This is a genomic window from Globicatella sp. HMSC072A10 (genome assembly GCF_001811625.1).
Taxonomy (GTDB): domain Bacteria; phylum Bacillota; class Bacilli; order Lactobacillales; family Aerococcaceae; genus Globicatella; species Globicatella sanguinis.
Genome location: NZ_KV805720.1, coordinates 1 through 18039, shown reverse-complemented (window position 1 = coordinate 18039; position 18039 = coordinate 1). Strand labels below are relative to the sequence as shown.

Sequence of the window (18039 nt, the reverse complement as noted above, 5' to 3'; positions counted from 1 at the left end):
GCTGATTCAGAAGAAGAAACAACAGAAGCTGATTCAGAAGAAGAAACAACTGATGAAGATTCAGAAGTAGCTACTGATGGGTTACAAGATGGTACTTATACTGTTGTTGGTAATCCGGACGAACGTGGTTGGGCAGTAAAACATACTATCGAAGTAAAAGATGGTAAAGTGACATCTTCAGATTTCGACTACTACAATGAAGCAGGCGACAGAAAAACTGAAGATGAAGAATATAACAAAAATATGAAAGACAAAGCGGGCGTATCTTCTAAAGAAGCTATTGAACAATTAAATGCAGCTTTAGTAGAAGGTCAAGAAGCTGAAGTAGAAGTGGTTTCAGGTGCAACACATACTGCAGAAAACTTTGTAAAATCAGCAACAGCTTTATTAGAAAAAGCAGCTAAAGGTGATACTGAAGAAACAAATATTGATGAGGTTGCTTTAGTTGATGGTGAATATACACTTAAATCTAATGAAGATGAACGTGGATGGGCTCATACTTTCACTTTAGTTGTTAAAGATGGAAAAGTTGCAGAATCTAAATACGACATGGTCGATAAAGATGGTAATTTAAAATCTGAAAATGAAGAGTATAATACTTCAATGAAAGAAAAAGCAGGTGCTTCATTTGCTGAAGCAGTTGAAGCTTTAAATGCTGGATTAGTAGAAAAACAATCAACTGATTTAGAAGTAGTTTCAGGTGCAACTAGCACTTATGATGCTTTCGTTGAATATGCTAATTTATTATTAGAAGCAGCAGCTAAAGGTGATACTGAAACAATTGAAGTTGAAGTAGCAGCTGAATAATCTTATTTAACAGAATAATCTTTTAAAGCTAAAACTTTAAAATAATATGAAAAGTCTCAAACTGATTATCGTGTTTGAGGCTTTTTTATGCATGGCATGATGCTGGTTAATATTCTACCAATGTTTAACTTTTAAGTGACAGTATAGTGAAACTTTAGTAAAATGGAGTTGTTAATGTTTTTTAAAAGGTGGAATGTAAAAGAATGTTAAAAAAAGAGAAAGTTAAAAAGCTTAGCTTATTGTTAATGAGTACTTTGCTATTTGTTCCAACATTTTCAATCCAAGCGGAAGAATCAACTGAAGCAGAAGTCGTCACTGGTGCTTCAATCAAAAATGATCAATTACCACTGAAGGTCGTTAAAACACCTTTGTCGCGCACAGAATCATTATTACATACTGCTGTTCAAATTCAAATTTATCATGAAAATCAAGAAGAAGTAATGGACTTGGCTTTTGATTATATTGAACGTATGGAAAAATTATTTTCAACTAATTTAGAAGGATCCGATGTTTATCGTATTAATCAAGCAGCAGGAAAAGAAGCTGTTAAAGTAGCTCCAGAAACGTTTGAATTAATTCAAAAAGCGTTAGAAGTATCCGAATTAAGTAAAGGTAAATTTGATATTACAATTGGAGCGGTGACTAATTTGTGGCGCATAGGCGATGAAGCGGCGCGTAAGCCTGAACAAAGTGAAATTGATGCGGGTCTTAAAAAAATTGATTACCATAAAGTGATTTTAGATGAAAAAAATCAAACAGTTAAATTAGCTGAAGAAGGAATGGTAATGGAATTAGGTGGTATTTCCAAAGGGTATATTGGGAGTGGTGTCGTCAAATATTTAAAAGCAGCAGGTGTTAATACCGCGATTGTCAACCTTGGCGGAAATGTTATTGTGATGGGGACATCTCCATCAAATGAAGAAGGATGGAATGTTGGGGTGCAAGATCCGGATGAAGTTCGTGGTGCGGTAGTTGGTACAGTAAGAACGAAAGATTACACAGTAATCACTTCAGGTGTTTATGAACGCTATTTAGAAGTGGATGGTGTACGTTACCATCATATTTTAGATCCAAAAACAGGTTATCCATTGGATAATGAAATTTCAGGAGTGACTGTTTTTGCTCCCGAATCGGTCGATGGAGATGGTCTTTCAACGTCATTATTCTTATTTGGTATCGAAGATGGAATTGAGTTTGTTGAGAGTTTAGAAGGTGTAGAAGCAGCATTTATCGATAAGGAACATCGTGTGTATTTAACATCGGGTCTAAAAGATAAATTCAAGTTAACGAATGAGGAGTATAAAGTTGTTGAGTAAAGAAAATATCAAAATATTTTTAAAATTCGTTGAGATTCAAACGAAGATAGCCAGTGTATTTCCCATGTTGATTGGAATAATGTGGGCACTTTATCGTTATCAAGCTTTTAATGGCTTAAATACGTTACTATTTATAATAGCGGTATTGTTTTTTGATATGTGTACTACGGCCATTAATAATACAATGGACTATTATAAAGCAAAGTCTGAGCGTTATATCAAAGAAGAAAATGTCATTGGTATCTATAATCTATCGCCAAGAAATATGGTCATCATTCTATTAGTCTTATTAGCGATTGCGATCATTTTTTCATTTATATTAGTCTTTAAGACAGATCCTATATTATTGATTTTAGGTGCGATTTGTTTCTTTATTGGGATTATGTATACTTATGGTCCGACGCCTATTTCAAGAACGCCTTATGGTGAATTTTTCTCCGGCTTTACGATGGGATTTGGTATCTTTTTTCTGGCCGTTTTCATTCAAGACCCTACACTTTTAATTTCAACTCAGTGGAATGTTCCAATGATGACTTTAAATTGGCATTGGTTACATACAATTGAAATATTTATGATGTCGTTGCCTTTAGTGTCCTTAATTGCCAATATTATGTTAGCGAATAATATTCGTGATTTAGATACTGACATCGAAAATGAACGTTTTACACTAGTCTATTATGTCGGGCGTCCTTTTGCAATCATCTTATATCAAGTGTTAAGTGCTTTACCTTGGCTATTTTTCTTATTGTTTTTATTATTAGGTAATTTACCTTGGTGGTGTGCGATTGCTTTTATTGGGGTAATACCTCAATATCGAAGTGTGATGACTTATCGCCAAAATTATATGGCGAAACCAGCTTTTGGTGAAGCGATAAAAAGTTTTATTTTATTTGCTAGTATTTATTTATTGATATTAATTATCGTGAATATCAGCATGTTATTTTAAAATTCTCAAATCCTTAAGGGTTGTTCAAGACAATCTTTGAGGGTTTTTTTATTTAAAGCCTATTAAATCAATATTATAAGGCTATTTACTTTCATTCAATAAATTTTTTTGAGTCAATAGTTGACAAAAGATTTAAACTAGTATAAACTTTGACTATCAAATAGTTTGATTATCAAACTAAATGAAAGAGGTGAATTTTACGAATGGATTTTGAGATCATTGATGAGGTTAATTCTTATTTAGTCCGTATTTTTAATGAAATAATGCAAATAGAAGAAGAATCACTAAAATCAAGTGAGTTCAAGGATATTACGATTAAAGAAATGCATACGATTGAAGCTATTGGATTGGTTGATAATCCAACTTCTAGTCAAGTAGCCAATAAGTTAGGAATTACGGTAGGGACATTATCTGTCTCGATTCAAAATTTAGTCAAGAAAGATTATGTTGAACGTGTTCAATCGGCAGAAGATCGTCGAATCGTTCGCTTAAAACTAACTAAGAAAGGTAAATTATTATATCGTTTGCATCATAAATTTCATACAGATATGGTCGAGAAAACCTTAACAGATCTTGAAATTGATGAAGCACAAGCTCTGATAAAAGGGCTGCGTAACCTTAACCAATTCTTAGATGAGATTAAGGGTAAACTAAATTAAAGGATAAGAATTGATGAGTAGAATAATTAAGATGGGGAGTTATTTGCCCCAAAATAAGTTATCAAATCTTGAGTTAATTGAAAAGTTTCAAATTGATTCAAGCGATGAATGGATACAACAGCGGACAGGGATAGCTCAACGCTACTTTGCAGATCAAGATCAAGAAGTAAGTCATTTGGCGATTAAAGCAGCTAAAGATTTATTGGATCCAATGGATCAATCAATTGCAAGAGAAATTAAAACGATTATCGTGGCTTCGATGTCATCAAAACAACCGACTCCAAGCGTTGCAAATCAAGTGAGTTTGGCTTTAAATTGTGAAGATGCTTTTTGTCTAGATATTAATACTGCTTGTTCAGGTTTTGTGAGTGCTTTAGAGTTAGCAGAGCATTTAAGTAGAAATCAAACAACAGGTTATACTTTAGTAATCGGTGCTGAGAAGATGAGTCAGATATTAGATGCGAACGATCGTTCAACCAATATTTTGTTTGGTGATGGCGCAGGTGCCTTTCTTATCGAACATGACGGAAGTGGCTTATTAGAGTATCAGAGTGCTATGCATAGTGATGGCGATTTATCTTTATCAATCGAAGTGAGTCAAGCTACCAACTTTTTAATGCAAATGAAAGGACGGGAAGTATTTAATTTTGTTTCACGAAAAGTGATTCCAAGTTTAATTGATTTTATACATGAAAATGCAATTGAAATGGACTATCTAATTTGTCATCAAGCGAATCAACGTTTTCTTGATTTAATAGACAAAAAAATGAGCTTGGTCGAATTAAAATTACCGTCCAATATCAAGGAAGTCGCTAATTTATCAGCCGCAAGTATTCCAGTTTTATGTCATCAGTTAGTAAAAAATAAACAACTTAAACTCGATGGTACGCAAACAATTGTCCTGTGTGGGTTTGGTGCGGGACTATCGTGGGGAAATATTACATTAAAAATTTAAAACATTATTCGGAGGAATTTAACATGGTATTTGAAAAAATTAAAGCAATTATTGTAGAGCAATTAGATATTGAAGAAAAAGATGTGACTTTAGAAACGAACTTTTTAGAAGATTTACAAGCAGACAGTTTAGATGTTTTCCAAATCATTAGCGAAATTGAAGATGAATTAGATATTACGATTGATACTGATCAAAATTTAAAAACAGTTGGCGATTTAGTTAACTATATTGAAGCTTTGTAAAAGCGTCAGTAGTAAATTATGACGTAAATTTAATAATATAGGATGACCGTATAAAACTATATAAAGACTCATATTTGTTTAGAGATTTTATTAGTGCACTATATGGTCATTATTATTTAACCTGATATAAAGGAAGAAAAAATATGCAAACAGCTATAACAAAATTATTAAATATCAAATATCCTATTATCCAAGGAGCAATGGCTTGGGTAGCTGATGCTGATTTAGCCAGTGCAGTATCCAATGCAGGTGGCTTGGGAATTATTGGAACGGGACATGATCCGGTTGAGGTTGTCCGCGAAAAAGTTGAAACGATGAAAAATAAAACCAATCAACCGTTTGCGGTCAATGTCATGTTATTAAATCCTCATGTAGAAGAGGTAGTGGATTATTTAGTGAATTCAGGGGTAAAAATTATTACGACTGGTGCTGGTAATCCGGGGAAATACATGGAACGTTTTAAAGAAGCGGGAATTGTCGTGATTCCAGTAGTGGCATCAGTTGCATTGGCCAAAAGAATGGAACGAATTGGTGCCGACGCTGTGGTCGTAGAAGGAATGGAAGCTGGTGGACATATTGGTAAACAAACAACATTGGCTTTAGTACCTCAAATTGTAGACGCAGTGGATATTCCAGTCATTGCCGCAGGTGGTTTCGGTGATGGTCGTTCATTAGCAGCTGCTTTGATGTTGGGTGTAGAAGCGATTCAGGTTGGTACAAGATTTGTGGTGGCTAATGAATCAAATGCACATCCAAATTTTAAAGCCGCAATTTTAAAGGCAACTGATATTGATACCGTTGTGACTGGGACCATAACGGGTCATCCTGTACGAGTTCTCCGCAATCGTTTGACTAAAGAATATCTAGCTTTAGAAAAATCAATCACCAGTCAAGAAAATCCTGATTTATCTGTTTTAGAAGATTTAGGTAAAGGTGCTTTAAGACGTGCCGTAGTAGAAGGCGATGTTAATACTGGATCCATGATGGCGGGACAGATTGCTGGTCTCATCAAAAAGGAGCAATCATGTCAAGAAATTATTGAAGAGTATGTTAATGAAGCGAAAGCTGTTTTTCAATCAAAACAAAGTTACTTTAATTGAGGTGAAATAGTTGAAATTAGCAGTGATGTTTAATGGACAAGGTGCCCATTTTGAACAGATGGGGCAAGATTTTGTGACTCATTTTGAAGAAGCGAAAGCAGTTTATCAGCGAGCAGAGCAATTGACGCAACTCCCGATTACGAAATGGATAACAGAAGATATCAGTGCACTTAATTTTACCAAAAATGCACAATTAGCGATTAGTACTACTAGCCTGGCCATCTTTAATTCAATAAAAAAACATTTACCTGATATTGAGGCAATGGGTGGATTAAGTTTGGGTGAATACAGTGCTTTAATAGCCAGTCAAATATTGAGCGAAGACGATGCCTGGCCTTTACTGAAAAAACGTGGGGAATTAATGAGTGCACAGGCTCAGACTTTAAATCATTCCCAAATGGTGGCTGTTATTCAAGTACCATTAGACGAAATTAAGTCAATTATAAAGCAAATGCAAAATGATACTGAAATTTATATTGCTAATTATAATGCGCCCACTCAAATCGTTTTAGGTGGTACTCAACTCGCAATCAAGGAGTTTAAACAATTAGCGAAAGCAAAAGGTTATAAAAAGATTTTACCATTAAAAGTAGAAGGACCTTTTCATACACCATTAATGAAAGAGGTACAAGAACCTTTTAAGGAATCTTTATCAACGATTGCTGAATTAGAAACTAAAGGAAAAGTCCCGGTATGGAGTAATGTAACGGCAGAGCCACACGAAGCGACGAAGATTAAATCCATATTAGTTGATCATTTGGTTAAGCCAGTTAAATGGTTGCAAACAATCGATCAATGGCATCAACAAGGGATTACTCATATTATTCAAATTGGACCTGGGAATACATTAGCTAAATTATTAAATCAACAGTATCCTACAACCAATCATTTAGTAGTGAATAAAGTGGAAGATATTGAAAACATTTCAGCATTTTTGAAATCATGAGAATTAGAGGTGGAAAATGAGTTTAGTTTGTTTAATAACTGGAAGTTCTAGAGGCATTGGTTTAGCTATTGCCAAACATTTAGCTAAATTAGATTATCAAGTGATTTTAAACAGTCGTAGACCAATTGATGAAGCTATTTTGGCAGAGTTTGAGGATGCAAGCCATCCTGTTGATACGGTCATTGGCGATATTGGTAATTTTGAAGATAGCCAACGTATGGTAAATGAAATTAAAGAAAAATATGACCATATTGATGTCTTAATCAATAATGCAGGGGTCACCAAAGATGGTTTATTTATAAGAATGAAGGAAGAAGACTATGATCTAGTCTTAGATACTAATTTAAAGGGGACCTTTAATATGTGTCGTCATGTGATTCCTTTGATGCTTAAAAAGCGGAGTGGGACGATTATTAATCTTTCAAGTATTGTTGGCATTATTGGTAATGCCGGTCAAGTGAATTATGCAGCGAGTAAGGCGGGAGTCATTGGTTTAACTAAGTCTTTAGCTAGAGAAGTTGCAAGTCGAAACATTACCGTTAATGCGATTGCACCTGGATTTATCGAAACCAAAATGACGCATGATTTATCTGAAAAAGTAAAAAATACAATGTTGAGTCAGATCCCATTAAAAAGATTTGGTCAAGTGGAAGAGATTGCTGATTGTGTTCAATTTTTAATCCATAATCGATACATGACCGGGCAAGTCTTAGAAATTAATGGCGGCATGAATATGTAATAAGAAAGGAAAACGATAATGGAAAGAGTTGTGATTACAGGAATCGGTACAGTTTCTCCTATTGGGAATAATACGGTTGAATTTTGGGAGAATATTAAAAACGATCAGCATGGTATTGCGCCGATTACTAAATTTGATGCTTCAGCAACAGGGATATCGGTAGCAGCTGAAGTTAAAAATTTTAATGGAAAAGAACTATTAGGCAACAAAGAAGTCCGCAGAATGGATTATTTTTCACAGTATGGATTAGTAGCTGCTATGGAAGCTGTTGAAATGAGTGGCTATGATATTGCAGCGAATCCGATGCGTGTTGGAACATTAGTAAGTTCAGGAATCGGTGGATTAGTTGAAATTGAAAATGGCATTCGAAAGATGATTGAAAAAGGGCCTAAAAGAATCCCACCACTATTTGTTCCCTTAACAATCGGTAATATGGTAGCTGGTAATATCTCTATGAAATTAGGGGCTAAAGGTATTAGTTTGGATATTGTCTCTGCTTGTGCTAGTGCAACGAACGCGATTGGTGAAGCCTTTTTAAAGATTAAAATGGGACTTTTAGATGCATGTATCGCAGGTGGTTCAGAAGGAACCATTAATGAAATCGGTATTGGTGGTTTTGCAGCCTTAACTGCATTATCGACGGAATCCAATCCTGATTTAGCTTCACGTCCCTTTGATAAAGACCGTGATGGTTTTGTCATGGGGGAAGGTGCAGGGATTTTATTTTTAGAATCATTAAGTTCAGCTCAAAAACGAGGTGCCACTATTTTAGGCGAAGTAGTCGGTTATGGCTCCACATCGGATGCTTATCATATGACAGCACCTAGTGAAGACGGCTCTGGAGCAGGGGAAGCGATGAAAATGGCAATCCAACAAGCCAATATTGAAACGACTCAAATCGATTATATCAACGCACATGGTACCTCTACACCAACGAATGATTCAGCAGAAACGGTAGCGATAAAATATGCATTAGGCGAACATGCTTACCAAATACCTATCTCCAGTTCTAAAGGATTTTTTGGGCATTTATTAGGAGCAGCTGGCGGAGTTGAAGCGATTGTAACAGTTAAAGCATTAGCTGAAGGCTTTATACCAGCAACCCTAGGCTTACAAAATCCAGAAGATGTGTGTGATTTGGACTATGTGCCGCATAAAGGACGCTCAAAAGCGATTCACTATGCTTTATCCAATTCATTAGGATTTGGTGGACATAATGCGGTCTTATGTTTTAAACGATGGGAGGATAATGAATGAACTATCAAGAGTTATTAACCTTAATTGATAAATTAGACCAATCAAAAGTAGCTTATTTAGAATTCACTCAAGGCTCTGATAAAGTTGTATTATCCAAAGAGGTTCCATTTGATAAAGGATCCGTATCACAGACCACGGATCACACGACTAAAACGGTACAGGATCAAGTAGAACCTTCACCATCGATGGTTACAGAAGTACCAAGTAAAGAAACGAAGGAAGTATCATCATCTGAAAATTCACAATATGAAGCCATTAATTCGCCAATTGTTGGAGTGGTTTATTTACAACCACAACCAGGCGAACCATCGTATGTGACCGTCGGTGATGAGGTAAAGAAGGGCCAAACAATATGTATTATTGAAGCAATGAAATTAATGAATGAAATTGCTGCACCTTTTGATGGCATCATTCGTGAAGTATTAGTAGAAAATGACAACATAGTGGAATTTGAACAACCACTATTTAAGATTGAACGTAAATAAGGAGAGTAAATTATGACAATTTTAACTGCCCAACAAGTAATGGATATTATACCGAATCGTTATCCGATTTGTTTTATTGATGCGGTCGATGAATTAGTACCTGGAGAAAAGATTGTTTGTCGTAAAAATGTCACCATTAACGAACAATTTTTTCAAGGACATTTTCCAGGTGAACCGGTAATGCCAGGAGTATTAATTTGTGAAGCATTGGCTCAAGCAGGATCAATCCCATTATTGCAGATGCCAGATTTTGAAGGGAAAACAGCCTATCTTGGTGGTTTAAATAAAGTAAAGTTTCGTCAAAAAGTAGTTCCTGGTGATGTGTTAAGATTACAAGTTGATATCGTAAAATTAAAACGTAATGCTGGAATTGGTTTGGGCCAAGCATTTGTTGGGGATAAAAAAGTAGCGGAAGCAGAAATGACTTTTATTATTGGCGTTAAATAATGTTCGTAAGAAAAGTCTAAAAAGTAGGTGAATAGGATTGTTTAGAAAAGTATTGGTAGCCAATCGTGGCGAAATCGCGGTACGAATTATTCGAGCGTTAAGAGAGATGAATATTATCTCCGTTGCCGTATATAGTACAGCTGATAAGGAGGCCATGCATACCCAATTAGCGGATGAAGCTATTTGTATCGGACCAGCTAAAAGTTTAGATAGTTATCAAAATCCGGTAGCGATATTATCTGCTGCGATGGCGACAGGGTGTGATGCTATTCATCCAGGGTATGGATTTTTATCAGAGCGAAGTGATTTTGTTGCCATGTGTGAAGAACTAGGTATCCAATTTATTGGCCCTAAAAGTCAAACCATTGAATTAATGGGAAATAAACAAAATGCTCGTCAAACGATGTTAGCATCAGGAATACCTGTTACGCCAGGTAGTGAAGGTTTAGTTCATACTTGGCAAGAAGCTACAATGATTGCTGATCAAATTGGTTTTCCATTAATGATCAAAGCGGCTGACGGTGGCGGTGGCAAAGGCATGCGTCGTGTTGAAAACGCAGATGACTTTAAAAAACTGTTTGAACAAGCACAGATTGAAACACAAAATGTATACGGTAATCAAGATTTATATATTGAAAAGATCATTTATCCTGCAAGACATATCGAAATCCAATTGATAGCCGATCACTATGGTAAAGTATTACATTTAGGAGAACGCGATTGTTCACTACAAAGGCGTAATCAAAAAGTGATTGAAATTGCGCCTGCCGTAACCTTACCTGAAGCAACGAAAGAAGCTTTATGGCAAACGGCTGTCAAGGCAGCTCAAGCAATTGAATACCAAAATGCGGGAACAATTGAATTTTTAGTAGATGATGACTATAATTTTTACTTTATGGAAATGAATACACGTTTACAAGTAGAACATCCGATAACGGAATTAATAACCGGTATTGATATTGTCAAAGAACAAATAAAAATTGCGATGGGGCAACCTTTAGCACTTAATCAACAGGATATTCATTTTACTGGGGTGGCCATCGAGTGTCGTTTAAATGCAGAGGATTCAAACTATGACTTTCGGGCTTCGAGTGGCCATATTGACCGACTCATTTTACCAGCAGGTCCTCATGTACGAATCGAGTCTGGAATTTACTCCGATTATTTTTTACCGCCTTTTTATGATTCAATGGTAGCGAAAATAATTAGTTATGGCCACGATCTAAATGATGCCATGTTAATTATGGAACGGGCTTTAAGTGAAGTGGTAGTAGAAGGGATTACCACTAATATTGATTTATTACAAGCATTGATCATGAATGATGAAGTTCAAACCCTAAATTTCCATACAAAATGGTTAGAAGAAAGTTTTCTGCCTCAGTGGTTAAAACGTGAGGAGGGGTTAAATGGAACTATTTAAAAATAAAAAAATAATTCGCTTAAATGCACAACCTCCTACCTATCATGAAAAAAAATCAAAGATTCCAGATAATTTTTTAACAACTTGTCCACATTGTAAGCGTAATTTATTACCGTCACAAGTAACGGTGGATTATACTTGCGAAAGATGTCAGGGGAATTTACAGTTTCCTGCTAATGCCAGAATTAATTGGTTACTCGATGAAGATAGTTTTGAAGAAGTAGCAAGTGACATTAGTAATCAAAACCCCATTGGTTTTCCAGATTATGAGCAAAAGCTAGCCAACTATCAACAAATAACAAACTTAAAAGAAGCAGTTGTAGTAGGTACTGGATTAATGGATGGTATGAAAGTAGCACTCGGTGTAATGGATAATCGCTTTATGATGGCGAGTATGGGCACGGTGGTAGGGGAGCGGATTACTCAACTTTTTGAAATGGCGACCCAAAATCAACTGCCAGTCATCTTATTCATTGCTTCTGGTGGTGCCCGTATGCAAGAAGGTATTATGTCATTGATGCAAATGGCTAAAATTAGTCAAGCAGTAAATCGTCATCATCAAGCTGGTTTATTTTATCTTGCTATTTTAACGCATCCTACAACGGGTGGGGTAACGGCGAGTTTTGCAATGCAAGCAGATATTATTTTAGCTGAAGAAAAGGCTACAATTGGCTTTGCTGGAAAACGCGTCATCGAACAGACCATAAAAGCAAAATTACCCAAAGAGTTTCAAACAGCAGAGACTGTTTTAGAAAATGGTTTTATTGATAGTATTGTGAAACGAACTGAACAGAAAAATAGGATCAAATTTTTATTGAAAACCAATCAAAGGGTGATGTCATTATGAAAGCATATCAAAAAGTTCAAGCCGCTCGCGAACTATCCAGAATTTCTAGTTTAGAGATTATTGATAAATTGTGTAGCGAATTTATGGAGTTTCATGGTGATCGCTTAATGCACGATGATCGAGCAATCGTTACCGGAGTTGGTTTAATGGATGAACAACCGATTACGATTATCGGTATTCAAAAAGGACATAATATGAAAACGAATATTATGCGTAATTTTGGTTCGGTGGGTCCGGCTGGTTATCGTAAAGCCCAGCGTATGATGCGTCAAGCAGAAAAATTTGGTCGACCCGTTCTAACTTTAATTAATACCGCTGGCGCACATTGTGCACCGGAATCGGAAGAAAATGGCATTGGTGAAGCGATCGCGAGCACCTTATTGACCATGAGTCAATTAACGGTTCCTAGCCTAGCGATTATTTTAGGTGAAGGTGGTAGTGGAGGGGCCATTGCCTTGGCGCTTGCTGATGAAGTTTGGATGTTAGAAAACAGTGTCTATTCGATTCTTTCCCCAGAAGGTTTCGCTTCGATATTATGGAAAAATTCCAAACTGGCCTCTAAAGCAGCAGATTATATGAAATTGACGGCTGATGATTTATTCGAGTTAAACGTAATCGATAAAATTATTGAAGAAGTAGACGAATTGGGTCAGCCTATTGACCAAAACCACTTTACCAATCACTTAATCAACGAAATTAAAGCGAAAATAAATGCATTGTTATCAATGAAACCTGAGAACCGTCTAGAAAAGAAATATCAGCGTTTTAGACAATATTAAAAAAACAGTTAGCTAGATTACAATAAGTAAAACATTAATCCGTAAAGATTGAGTTAATACTTAGTGTTAAGACTAGTTAACTGTTTTTTGATTTGGTTGGCATTATAGGAAAATTGAAAATCTAATAGTCAGGTTTTATAGTTGTTAATCCAACACATAATTTATATTAGAGACAAGTCCCTCTTAAGTTTGCCAAGAGGACGATTGCTATTCAAGAATTAGTCATCTTCTAATGACAATTGTTTTGAAGCTGAAAAGGCTAGCAAAGATAATTTTGGACATTGTTTAAAAATAATCTCTAATACCAAATCGGAGTGTACTAGTATTAGAAAATTAGATGTTTCTTCTGTCTAATCCACCTCAGTTGCTTAGGTATCAAACTAGTCTTCGTGACGCACTATGATGTCACTCAACCATTCACTTAAAATTAATGCACAGTAGATTGACTGAATCAATCAGGTTTCTACTTATCTTATTTAATTAATTCTCAGAATGATAACTCCATCCTTGATCATTATGATAAATCATCAGTTTACTCATTCCCCCATCAACGGTAATTGTTTGCCCATTAATAAAACTGGCTTTGTTACTAGCAAGGAATAAAATCAGTTCGGCAATATCCTCTGGAACGCCGACTTTTTTACTTGGATGTTGACTGACATCTGAACCACTAAATGAATGTTGGTAGGTATCAATCCATCCGGGAGCAATAGCATTGACTCTAATTTGTTCTTTACTTAAACTAACAGCTAAATTATGAGTTAGAGCCGTAATAGCGCCTTTAGCAGCAGCATAACTTTCAGTCTCTGCTTGACTTTGAAAAGCCCGTGTGGATGATAGATTAATAATGGAGCTACCTGGATTGAAATGATTTAAGAGCAACTGCGTTAAGTAAAAAGGTGCTACGACTCCCACTTGCAAAGCGTCATTGAATTCGGATAAAGAACCATTGTGAATTCCTACCGATAAAGGCAATGCATTATTGACCAATACATCAATTTTCGATTCATTCTTTAAGATAGATTCAACAAATTTTTGCAGAACAGCCGGTTGACCGATATCTCCTTGATGAAAAGAACCAGGATTAAGATCAATGCCATAGACACGTGCACCAGCTGCTTCAAAGGCCTTCCGTGTGGCTAAACCGATACCATGTCCATCGCCTGTAACAACAACAACTTTATTTTTATACATCTGAACACCCACTTCCATAAAATTTATATTAATAATATAGCAGATTAGTCAGTGTTTTAACACTAATATTGACATAATCGACATCTAATAAATCCGCGTGTTTTGGTAACGAAAGTAGTTAAATTAAGGGTACGGAACATTGTTCATTGGATTGAAGAGATACGCGTAGTCATCAAGAATCATAAATTTACAACAATGGTTGAGTGCCATAACGATAAAAGGATGTAAAATAGATGTTTAATAAAATTTTTTCTAGAAATTATTTTGAACAAATAATGGCATAATAAAAAGTCAAAAGATGAAAAAAATTCGTCTTTTGGCTCTTTAATGATTTTATTAGATGATTAAACTTTTACAGCTGTTCCGCTACCAATGACCATCATCATGCCATTATCTGATCCTAAAACTTCATAGTCTAATTTCATACCTACAATAGCATTTGCGCCTAAATTCTTAGCTCGACGTTCTAATTCTTCCATTGCTTCTCGTTGAGCTTCTCGAAGTTCTTCTTCATAGCCTGCTGAACGTCCACCAAAAATATTTCGTAAGCCAGCTCCGAAATCTTTCATAAAATTAATCCCTACAACAACTTCACTAAAAACCACGCCAATATATTCTTGTACAGGTTGTCCTTCAATTGCAGGTGTAGTTGTAATAATCATTTAAAACCCTCCTATTATATGATACTATTATTTTAAAATAAAATTTCAAAAAATGCATGCAACTTAAGTTGTAAAATTTTATTTTTAATCATTTTTAGGAGGAAATTATGAAAAAATTATCAACACAAAAAGCTCCTGCAGCAGTAGGACCTTACTCACAAGGCATTCAAACAGGCAATTTATTCTTCTTATCTGGGCAATTAGGCTTAAATCCTGAAACTGGGAAAATGGTTGAAGGTGGTATTGAGAAGCAGACACATCAAGTTTTCAAAAATATTCAAGCGGTATTAGAATCAGAAGGGTTAACTTTAAAAAATGTGGTGAAAGTCTTGGTTTTATTAGCTGATATTAATGATTTTGCTGCTGTAAATGCTATTTATGGAGAATATTTTAATGAACCTTATCCAGCTAGAAGTGCTTTCCAAGTCGCTGCTTTGCCATTAGGTGGACAAATTGAAATTGAAGTAATTGCTGAACGTAGTGAATAATTTTCAAAACATTAAACATTTTTCATGAAAATTAAAACAAAATGAGAAAACGATTGACAAACAATTAGATTTTATGTAGACTAGTCTTAATAAATTATTATTAACTTTCTCTAGGGGGACTTCTACTATGAAATTAAAAAAAGCAACTTCTTTATTTTTAGCAACTTTGGCTCTATCTAGTGCATTAGCCACGTCGGTCTCCGCCCAAGAACAGATTGTTATCGGTGGAAACTTTGAAATGAGTGGTGGGGCAGCTGCTTATGGTTCGGTGATGGCCAAAGCATTAGAATTAGCGGTAGAATTACGTAATGCCGAAGGCGATGTTTTGGATGGTTATCAATTAGCAACAACGATTCTAGATAATAAATCTGATTTAACTGAGTCTAGCTCTGTTGCTACCCGTTTGACTTCAGATGATAAATTAGTTGGAATCATCGGGGCAGCAACGACAGGTGCTTCGCAAGCCGAAATTCCGGTGATTACTGAAGCAGGTGTTCCAGCTATTTTACCAGCGGCGACCGGAGATGGTATTACTTTAGCTAATGATGGCAGTGTGTTAGAGTATTTATTCCGTGTTTGTTTTGCTGATGCTTATCAAGGAACAGCGGGTGCATCTTACGCATTTAACGAATTAGGTGCTAAAAAAGTAGCTATTTTATCAGATCAAGCTACTGATTATTCTCAAGGTTTAGCTAAAGCCTTTAAAGAACAATTTGAAGAATTAGGTGGTGAAATAGTAGCCAATGAGTCATATCAATCAGGTGATTCAGACTTTTCAGCTACTTTAACTACTTTATTAACTCAAGATTTTGACGCTTTATATATTCCAGGTTATTATACTGAAGTTGGTCTAATCATTAAACAAGCACGTGAATTTGGCTTAACACAACCAATCGTTGGTGGCGATGGTTTAGCAAGTGATACTTTAGTTGAATTAGCAGGACAAGCAAATGTTAATGATGTTTATTACACCGCGCATTTCTCTCCTAATTCTGAAGAAGAAGATGTGCAAAACTTCTTAAAAGCATACAAAGAAAAATTCGGTCAAGAAGCGGACTCATTTGCTGCTTTATCATTTGATGCGTCTAACTTATTGATTGATGCCATTGAACGTGCAGGTTCAGCAGATCGTGCGGCCGTAACCAAAGCGATTGCAGAAACTAAAGATTTTGATGGTGTTACAGGAACATTTTCTATTGATGACCAACATAATCCGGTTAAACCTGTAACAATGATCAAATTAACTGCAGGTGAAATCGAATCTGCTGAAGAATATTCATCTGAATAATTATTAATAATTGCATAGTTAAATAAATAGCCAAGAAGTAGAAAAAGGGATGAAGTCGTTTTGACTATCTATCACTACAACTACTATATTTATAAACAATACAAATGGGGTTTTGAAAGGAAAATATCTTTCTAACCTCATTTTTGTTGATGTAGGATGAAGAAGGGGTACCGTATGAGGGTGGCTGACGATGTAATATCATTCGGTTAGCTACTTCTAGATCACCTACATAAAATTGATGAAAATCGCTATGAAATCAGTTAGCAGTTGCTTTAAAATCAGTAATAAGTCAATTCAATGTCCCAGAATAGGGTTCCATGCTATACTATTTTTAGAGCAAGAGGATTACTCTATCTTCTTAAATATAAAGGAGGATTATCGATGAAACTAAATATATTAGAACAAGTTCCATTGTATAAAGGTAAAACAGCTGAAGGGACTTTAAAAGAGTTAACTACTCTGGCGCAATTAGCTGATCAACTTGGATACAAACGATTTTGGTTAGCAGAGCATCATAACACGCCAGCATTTTTGAGTAGTGCACCGGATATTTTGGCGGGGCATCTATTAGCGAACACCGAGAAAATCAGGGTAGGTACTGGTGGTGTCATGGCAATGCACTATGGATCCTTACAAATTGCTGAACGCTTTAATTTATTAGCGACACTGTATCCTGATCGTGTTGATATGGGATTAGGTCGAGCACCGGGAACTGATTTGGCAGCAGCACGTGCACTTAATCAAACGCATTTACTATCACCTGTTCAAATTAATCAAATTATTGAAGAAACCTTACACTTCATTCGAGGCGATTTCGAAGAAACACATCCTTATCGACGTTTCAAAGTGACTCCACAACCAGAAATATTACCTGAAGCCTGGCTATTAGGATCTAGTGGTCAAAGTGCAGCTTGGGCAGGAGAAAAAGAAATGAATTACGCTTATGCTCAATTCTTTACTGGTCATCAAGATGAAGATGTGATGGATCATTATCGTCAATTTTTCCCTACAGATAGCAAGTTAACACCTAATACACTATCAGCGTTGTCTATTGTGACAGCTGAGACTAAAGAAGAAGCGGATCACTTGGCTTTAACGATGCAAGAATTTCGCTATCGTTTAGAAAATGGCTTTAGTGTCGTCTTTAGAAGTCCGGAAGAAATTATGGCTGATGGTGAAGAGTACGTTGAGAAAATTAGACAATATACTACTGGAAGAAATAATGCGATTATTGGGACGTATCAAGAGGTGGCGGATAAAATCAAACAATTTGCAGAAGAGTTTCATACTGATGAAATTATGCTCATCACCTATATTGCTGATTTTGAAATAAAACAAACGATTTATCGTGAAATGGCAAAGCGTTTAATAAAATAGGGAGTAGACCAGAAGTAGAAAATAGAATGTTTTTCGCTTCGTCTGTTCAACCTCGCACAGTTGGGAGTAGACCAGAAGTAGAAAA

At 35.7% G+C, this 18039-nt stretch carries 20 protein-coding genes; 18 read left to right on the top strand and 2 right to left on the bottom strand.

The window, feature by feature from the left end:
- From HMPREF2811_RS05415 to accA, 15 genes are all read left to right on the top strand, one after another.
- Nucleotides 1–807 (top strand): FMN-binding protein (locus tag HMPREF2811_RS05415; protein ID WP_071408436.1); only part of this gene is annotated, 807 nt, incomplete at its 5' end.
- Nucleotides 808–1010: 203 nt separating this feature from the next.
- Nucleotides 1011–2123 (top strand): FAD:protein FMN transferase, encoded by a 1113-nt coding sequence (locus tag HMPREF2811_RS05410; protein ID WP_071408435.1) that lies wholly within the window; start codon nt 1011–1013, stop codon nt 2121–2123.
- On the top strand, nt 2098–3069 hold the full coding sequence (locus tag HMPREF2811_RS05405) for a UbiA family prenyltransferase (protein WP_071408434.1): 972 nt from the start codon (nt 2098–2100) through the stop codon (nt 3067–3069). The genes HMPREF2811_RS05410 and HMPREF2811_RS05405 overlap by 26 nt, the downstream gene beginning before the upstream one ends.
- A 203-nt stretch (nt 3070–3272) precedes the next feature.
- Nucleotides 3273–3728: a fatty acid biosynthesis transcriptional regulator FabT gene (locus HMPREF2811_RS05400; protein ID WP_071408433.1), complete on the top strand. Its 456-nt coding sequence runs from the start codon at nt 3273–3275 to the stop codon at nt 3726–3728.
- Between the two features lie 13 nt (nt 3729–3741).
- Nucleotides 3742–4683 (top strand): beta-ketoacyl-ACP synthase 3, encoded by a 942-nt coding sequence (locus HMPREF2811_RS05395; RefSeq protein WP_071408432.1) that lies wholly within the window; start codon nt 3742–3744, stop codon nt 4681–4683.
- Nucleotides 4684–4706: 23 nt separating this feature from the next.
- Complete coding sequence (gene acpP, locus HMPREF2811_RS05390; protein ID WP_066125706.1) at nt 4707–4925, top strand: acyl carrier protein; 219 nt, start codon at nt 4707–4709, stop codon at nt 4923–4925.
- 143 nt (nt 4926–5068) lie between these two features.
- On the top strand, nt 5069–6025 hold the full coding sequence (fabK, locus tag HMPREF2811_RS05385; protein WP_071408431.1) for an enoyl-[acyl-carrier-protein] reductase FabK: 957 nt from the start codon (nt 5069–5071) through the stop codon (nt 6023–6025).
- Between the two features lie 10 nt (nt 6026–6035).
- Nucleotides 6036–6971: an ACP S-malonyltransferase gene (locus tag HMPREF2811_RS05380; RefSeq protein WP_071408430.1), complete on the top strand. Its 936-nt coding sequence runs from the start codon at nt 6036–6038 to the stop codon at nt 6969–6971.
- A gap of 16 nt (nt 6972–6987) precedes the next feature.
- Nucleotides 6988–7710, top strand: coding sequence for a 3-oxoacyl-[acyl-carrier-protein] reductase (gene fabG / locus HMPREF2811_RS05375; RefSeq protein WP_071408429.1), 723 nt, complete (start codon nt 6988–6990; stop codon nt 7708–7710).
- An 18-nt stretch (nt 7711–7728) separates the two neighbouring features.
- On the top strand, nt 7729–8967 hold the full coding sequence (fabF, locus tag HMPREF2811_RS05370) for a beta-ketoacyl-ACP synthase II (RefSeq protein WP_071408428.1): 1239 nt from the start codon (nt 7729–7731) through the stop codon (nt 8965–8967).
- On the top strand, nt 8964–9452 hold the full coding sequence (accB, locus tag HMPREF2811_RS05365; protein ID WP_071408427.1) for an acetyl-CoA carboxylase biotin carboxyl carrier protein: 489 nt from the start codon (nt 8964–8966) through the stop codon (nt 9450–9452). Before fabF ends, accB begins: the two co-directional genes overlap by 4 nt.
- Before the next feature lie 12 nt (nt 9453–9464).
- Nucleotides 9465–9899, top strand: a complete 435-nt coding sequence (gene fabZ / locus HMPREF2811_RS05360; RefSeq protein ID WP_071408426.1) for a 3-hydroxyacyl-ACP dehydratase FabZ — start codon at nt 9465–9467, stop codon at nt 9897–9899.
- Nucleotides 9900–9936: 37 nt separating this feature from the next.
- Complete coding sequence (locus HMPREF2811_RS05355; RefSeq protein WP_071408425.1) at nt 9937–11319, top strand: acetyl-CoA carboxylase biotin carboxylase subunit; 1383 nt, start codon at nt 9937–9939, stop codon at nt 11317–11319.
- Nucleotides 11306–12166: an acetyl-CoA carboxylase carboxyltransferase subunit beta gene (locus HMPREF2811_RS05350; protein ID WP_071408424.1), complete on the top strand. Its 861-nt coding sequence runs from the start codon at nt 11306–11308 to the stop codon at nt 12164–12166. The genes HMPREF2811_RS05355 and HMPREF2811_RS05350 overlap by 14 nt, the downstream gene beginning before the upstream one ends.
- Nucleotides 12163–12945 (top strand): acetyl-CoA carboxylase carboxyltransferase subunit alpha, encoded by a 783-nt coding sequence (gene accA / locus HMPREF2811_RS05345; RefSeq protein WP_071408423.1) that lies wholly within the window; start codon nt 12163–12165, stop codon nt 12943–12945. The genes HMPREF2811_RS05350 and accA overlap by 4 nt, the downstream gene beginning before the upstream one ends.
- 480 nt (nt 12946–13425) lie before the next feature.
- Here the strand turns inward: accA and HMPREF2811_RS05340 are convergent, their stop codons facing one another.
- Nucleotides 13426–14139 carry an SDR family NAD(P)-dependent oxidoreductase gene (locus HMPREF2811_RS05340; RefSeq protein ID WP_071408422.1) on the bottom strand — a complete coding sequence of 238 codons (714 nt, stop codon included), beginning with the start codon at nt 14137–14139 and terminating at the stop codon, nt 13426–13428.
- 344 nt (nt 14140–14483) lie between these two features.
- The gene (locus HMPREF2811_RS05335; protein ID WP_071408421.1) at nt 14484–14801 is read right to left on the bottom strand and encodes a heavy metal-binding domain-containing protein; all 318 of its coding nucleotides are present in this window, start codon (nt 14799–14801) and stop codon (nt 14484–14486) included.
- Between the two features lie 107 nt (nt 14802–14908).
- On the opposite strand from HMPREF2811_RS05335, the gene HMPREF2811_RS05330 reads away from it, so the two are divergent.
- From HMPREF2811_RS05330 to HMPREF2811_RS05320, 3 genes are all read left to right on the top strand, one after another.
- Complete coding sequence (locus HMPREF2811_RS05330) at nt 14909–15289, top strand: RidA family protein (protein ID WP_071408420.1); 381 nt, start codon at nt 14909–14911, stop codon at nt 15287–15289.
- A gap of 127 nt (nt 15290–15416) precedes the next feature.
- Entirely contained in the window at nt 15417–16577 is a 1161-nt protein-coding gene (locus HMPREF2811_RS05325) for an ABC transporter substrate-binding protein (RefSeq protein WP_071408419.1), read from the top strand.
- 381 nt (nt 16578–16958) lie between these two features.
- Nucleotides 16959–17954, top strand: a complete 996-nt coding sequence (locus HMPREF2811_RS05320; RefSeq protein ID WP_071408418.1) for an MsnO8 family LLM class oxidoreductase — start codon at nt 16959–16961, stop codon at nt 17952–17954.
- Nucleotides 17955–18039: the final 85 nt, after the last annotated feature.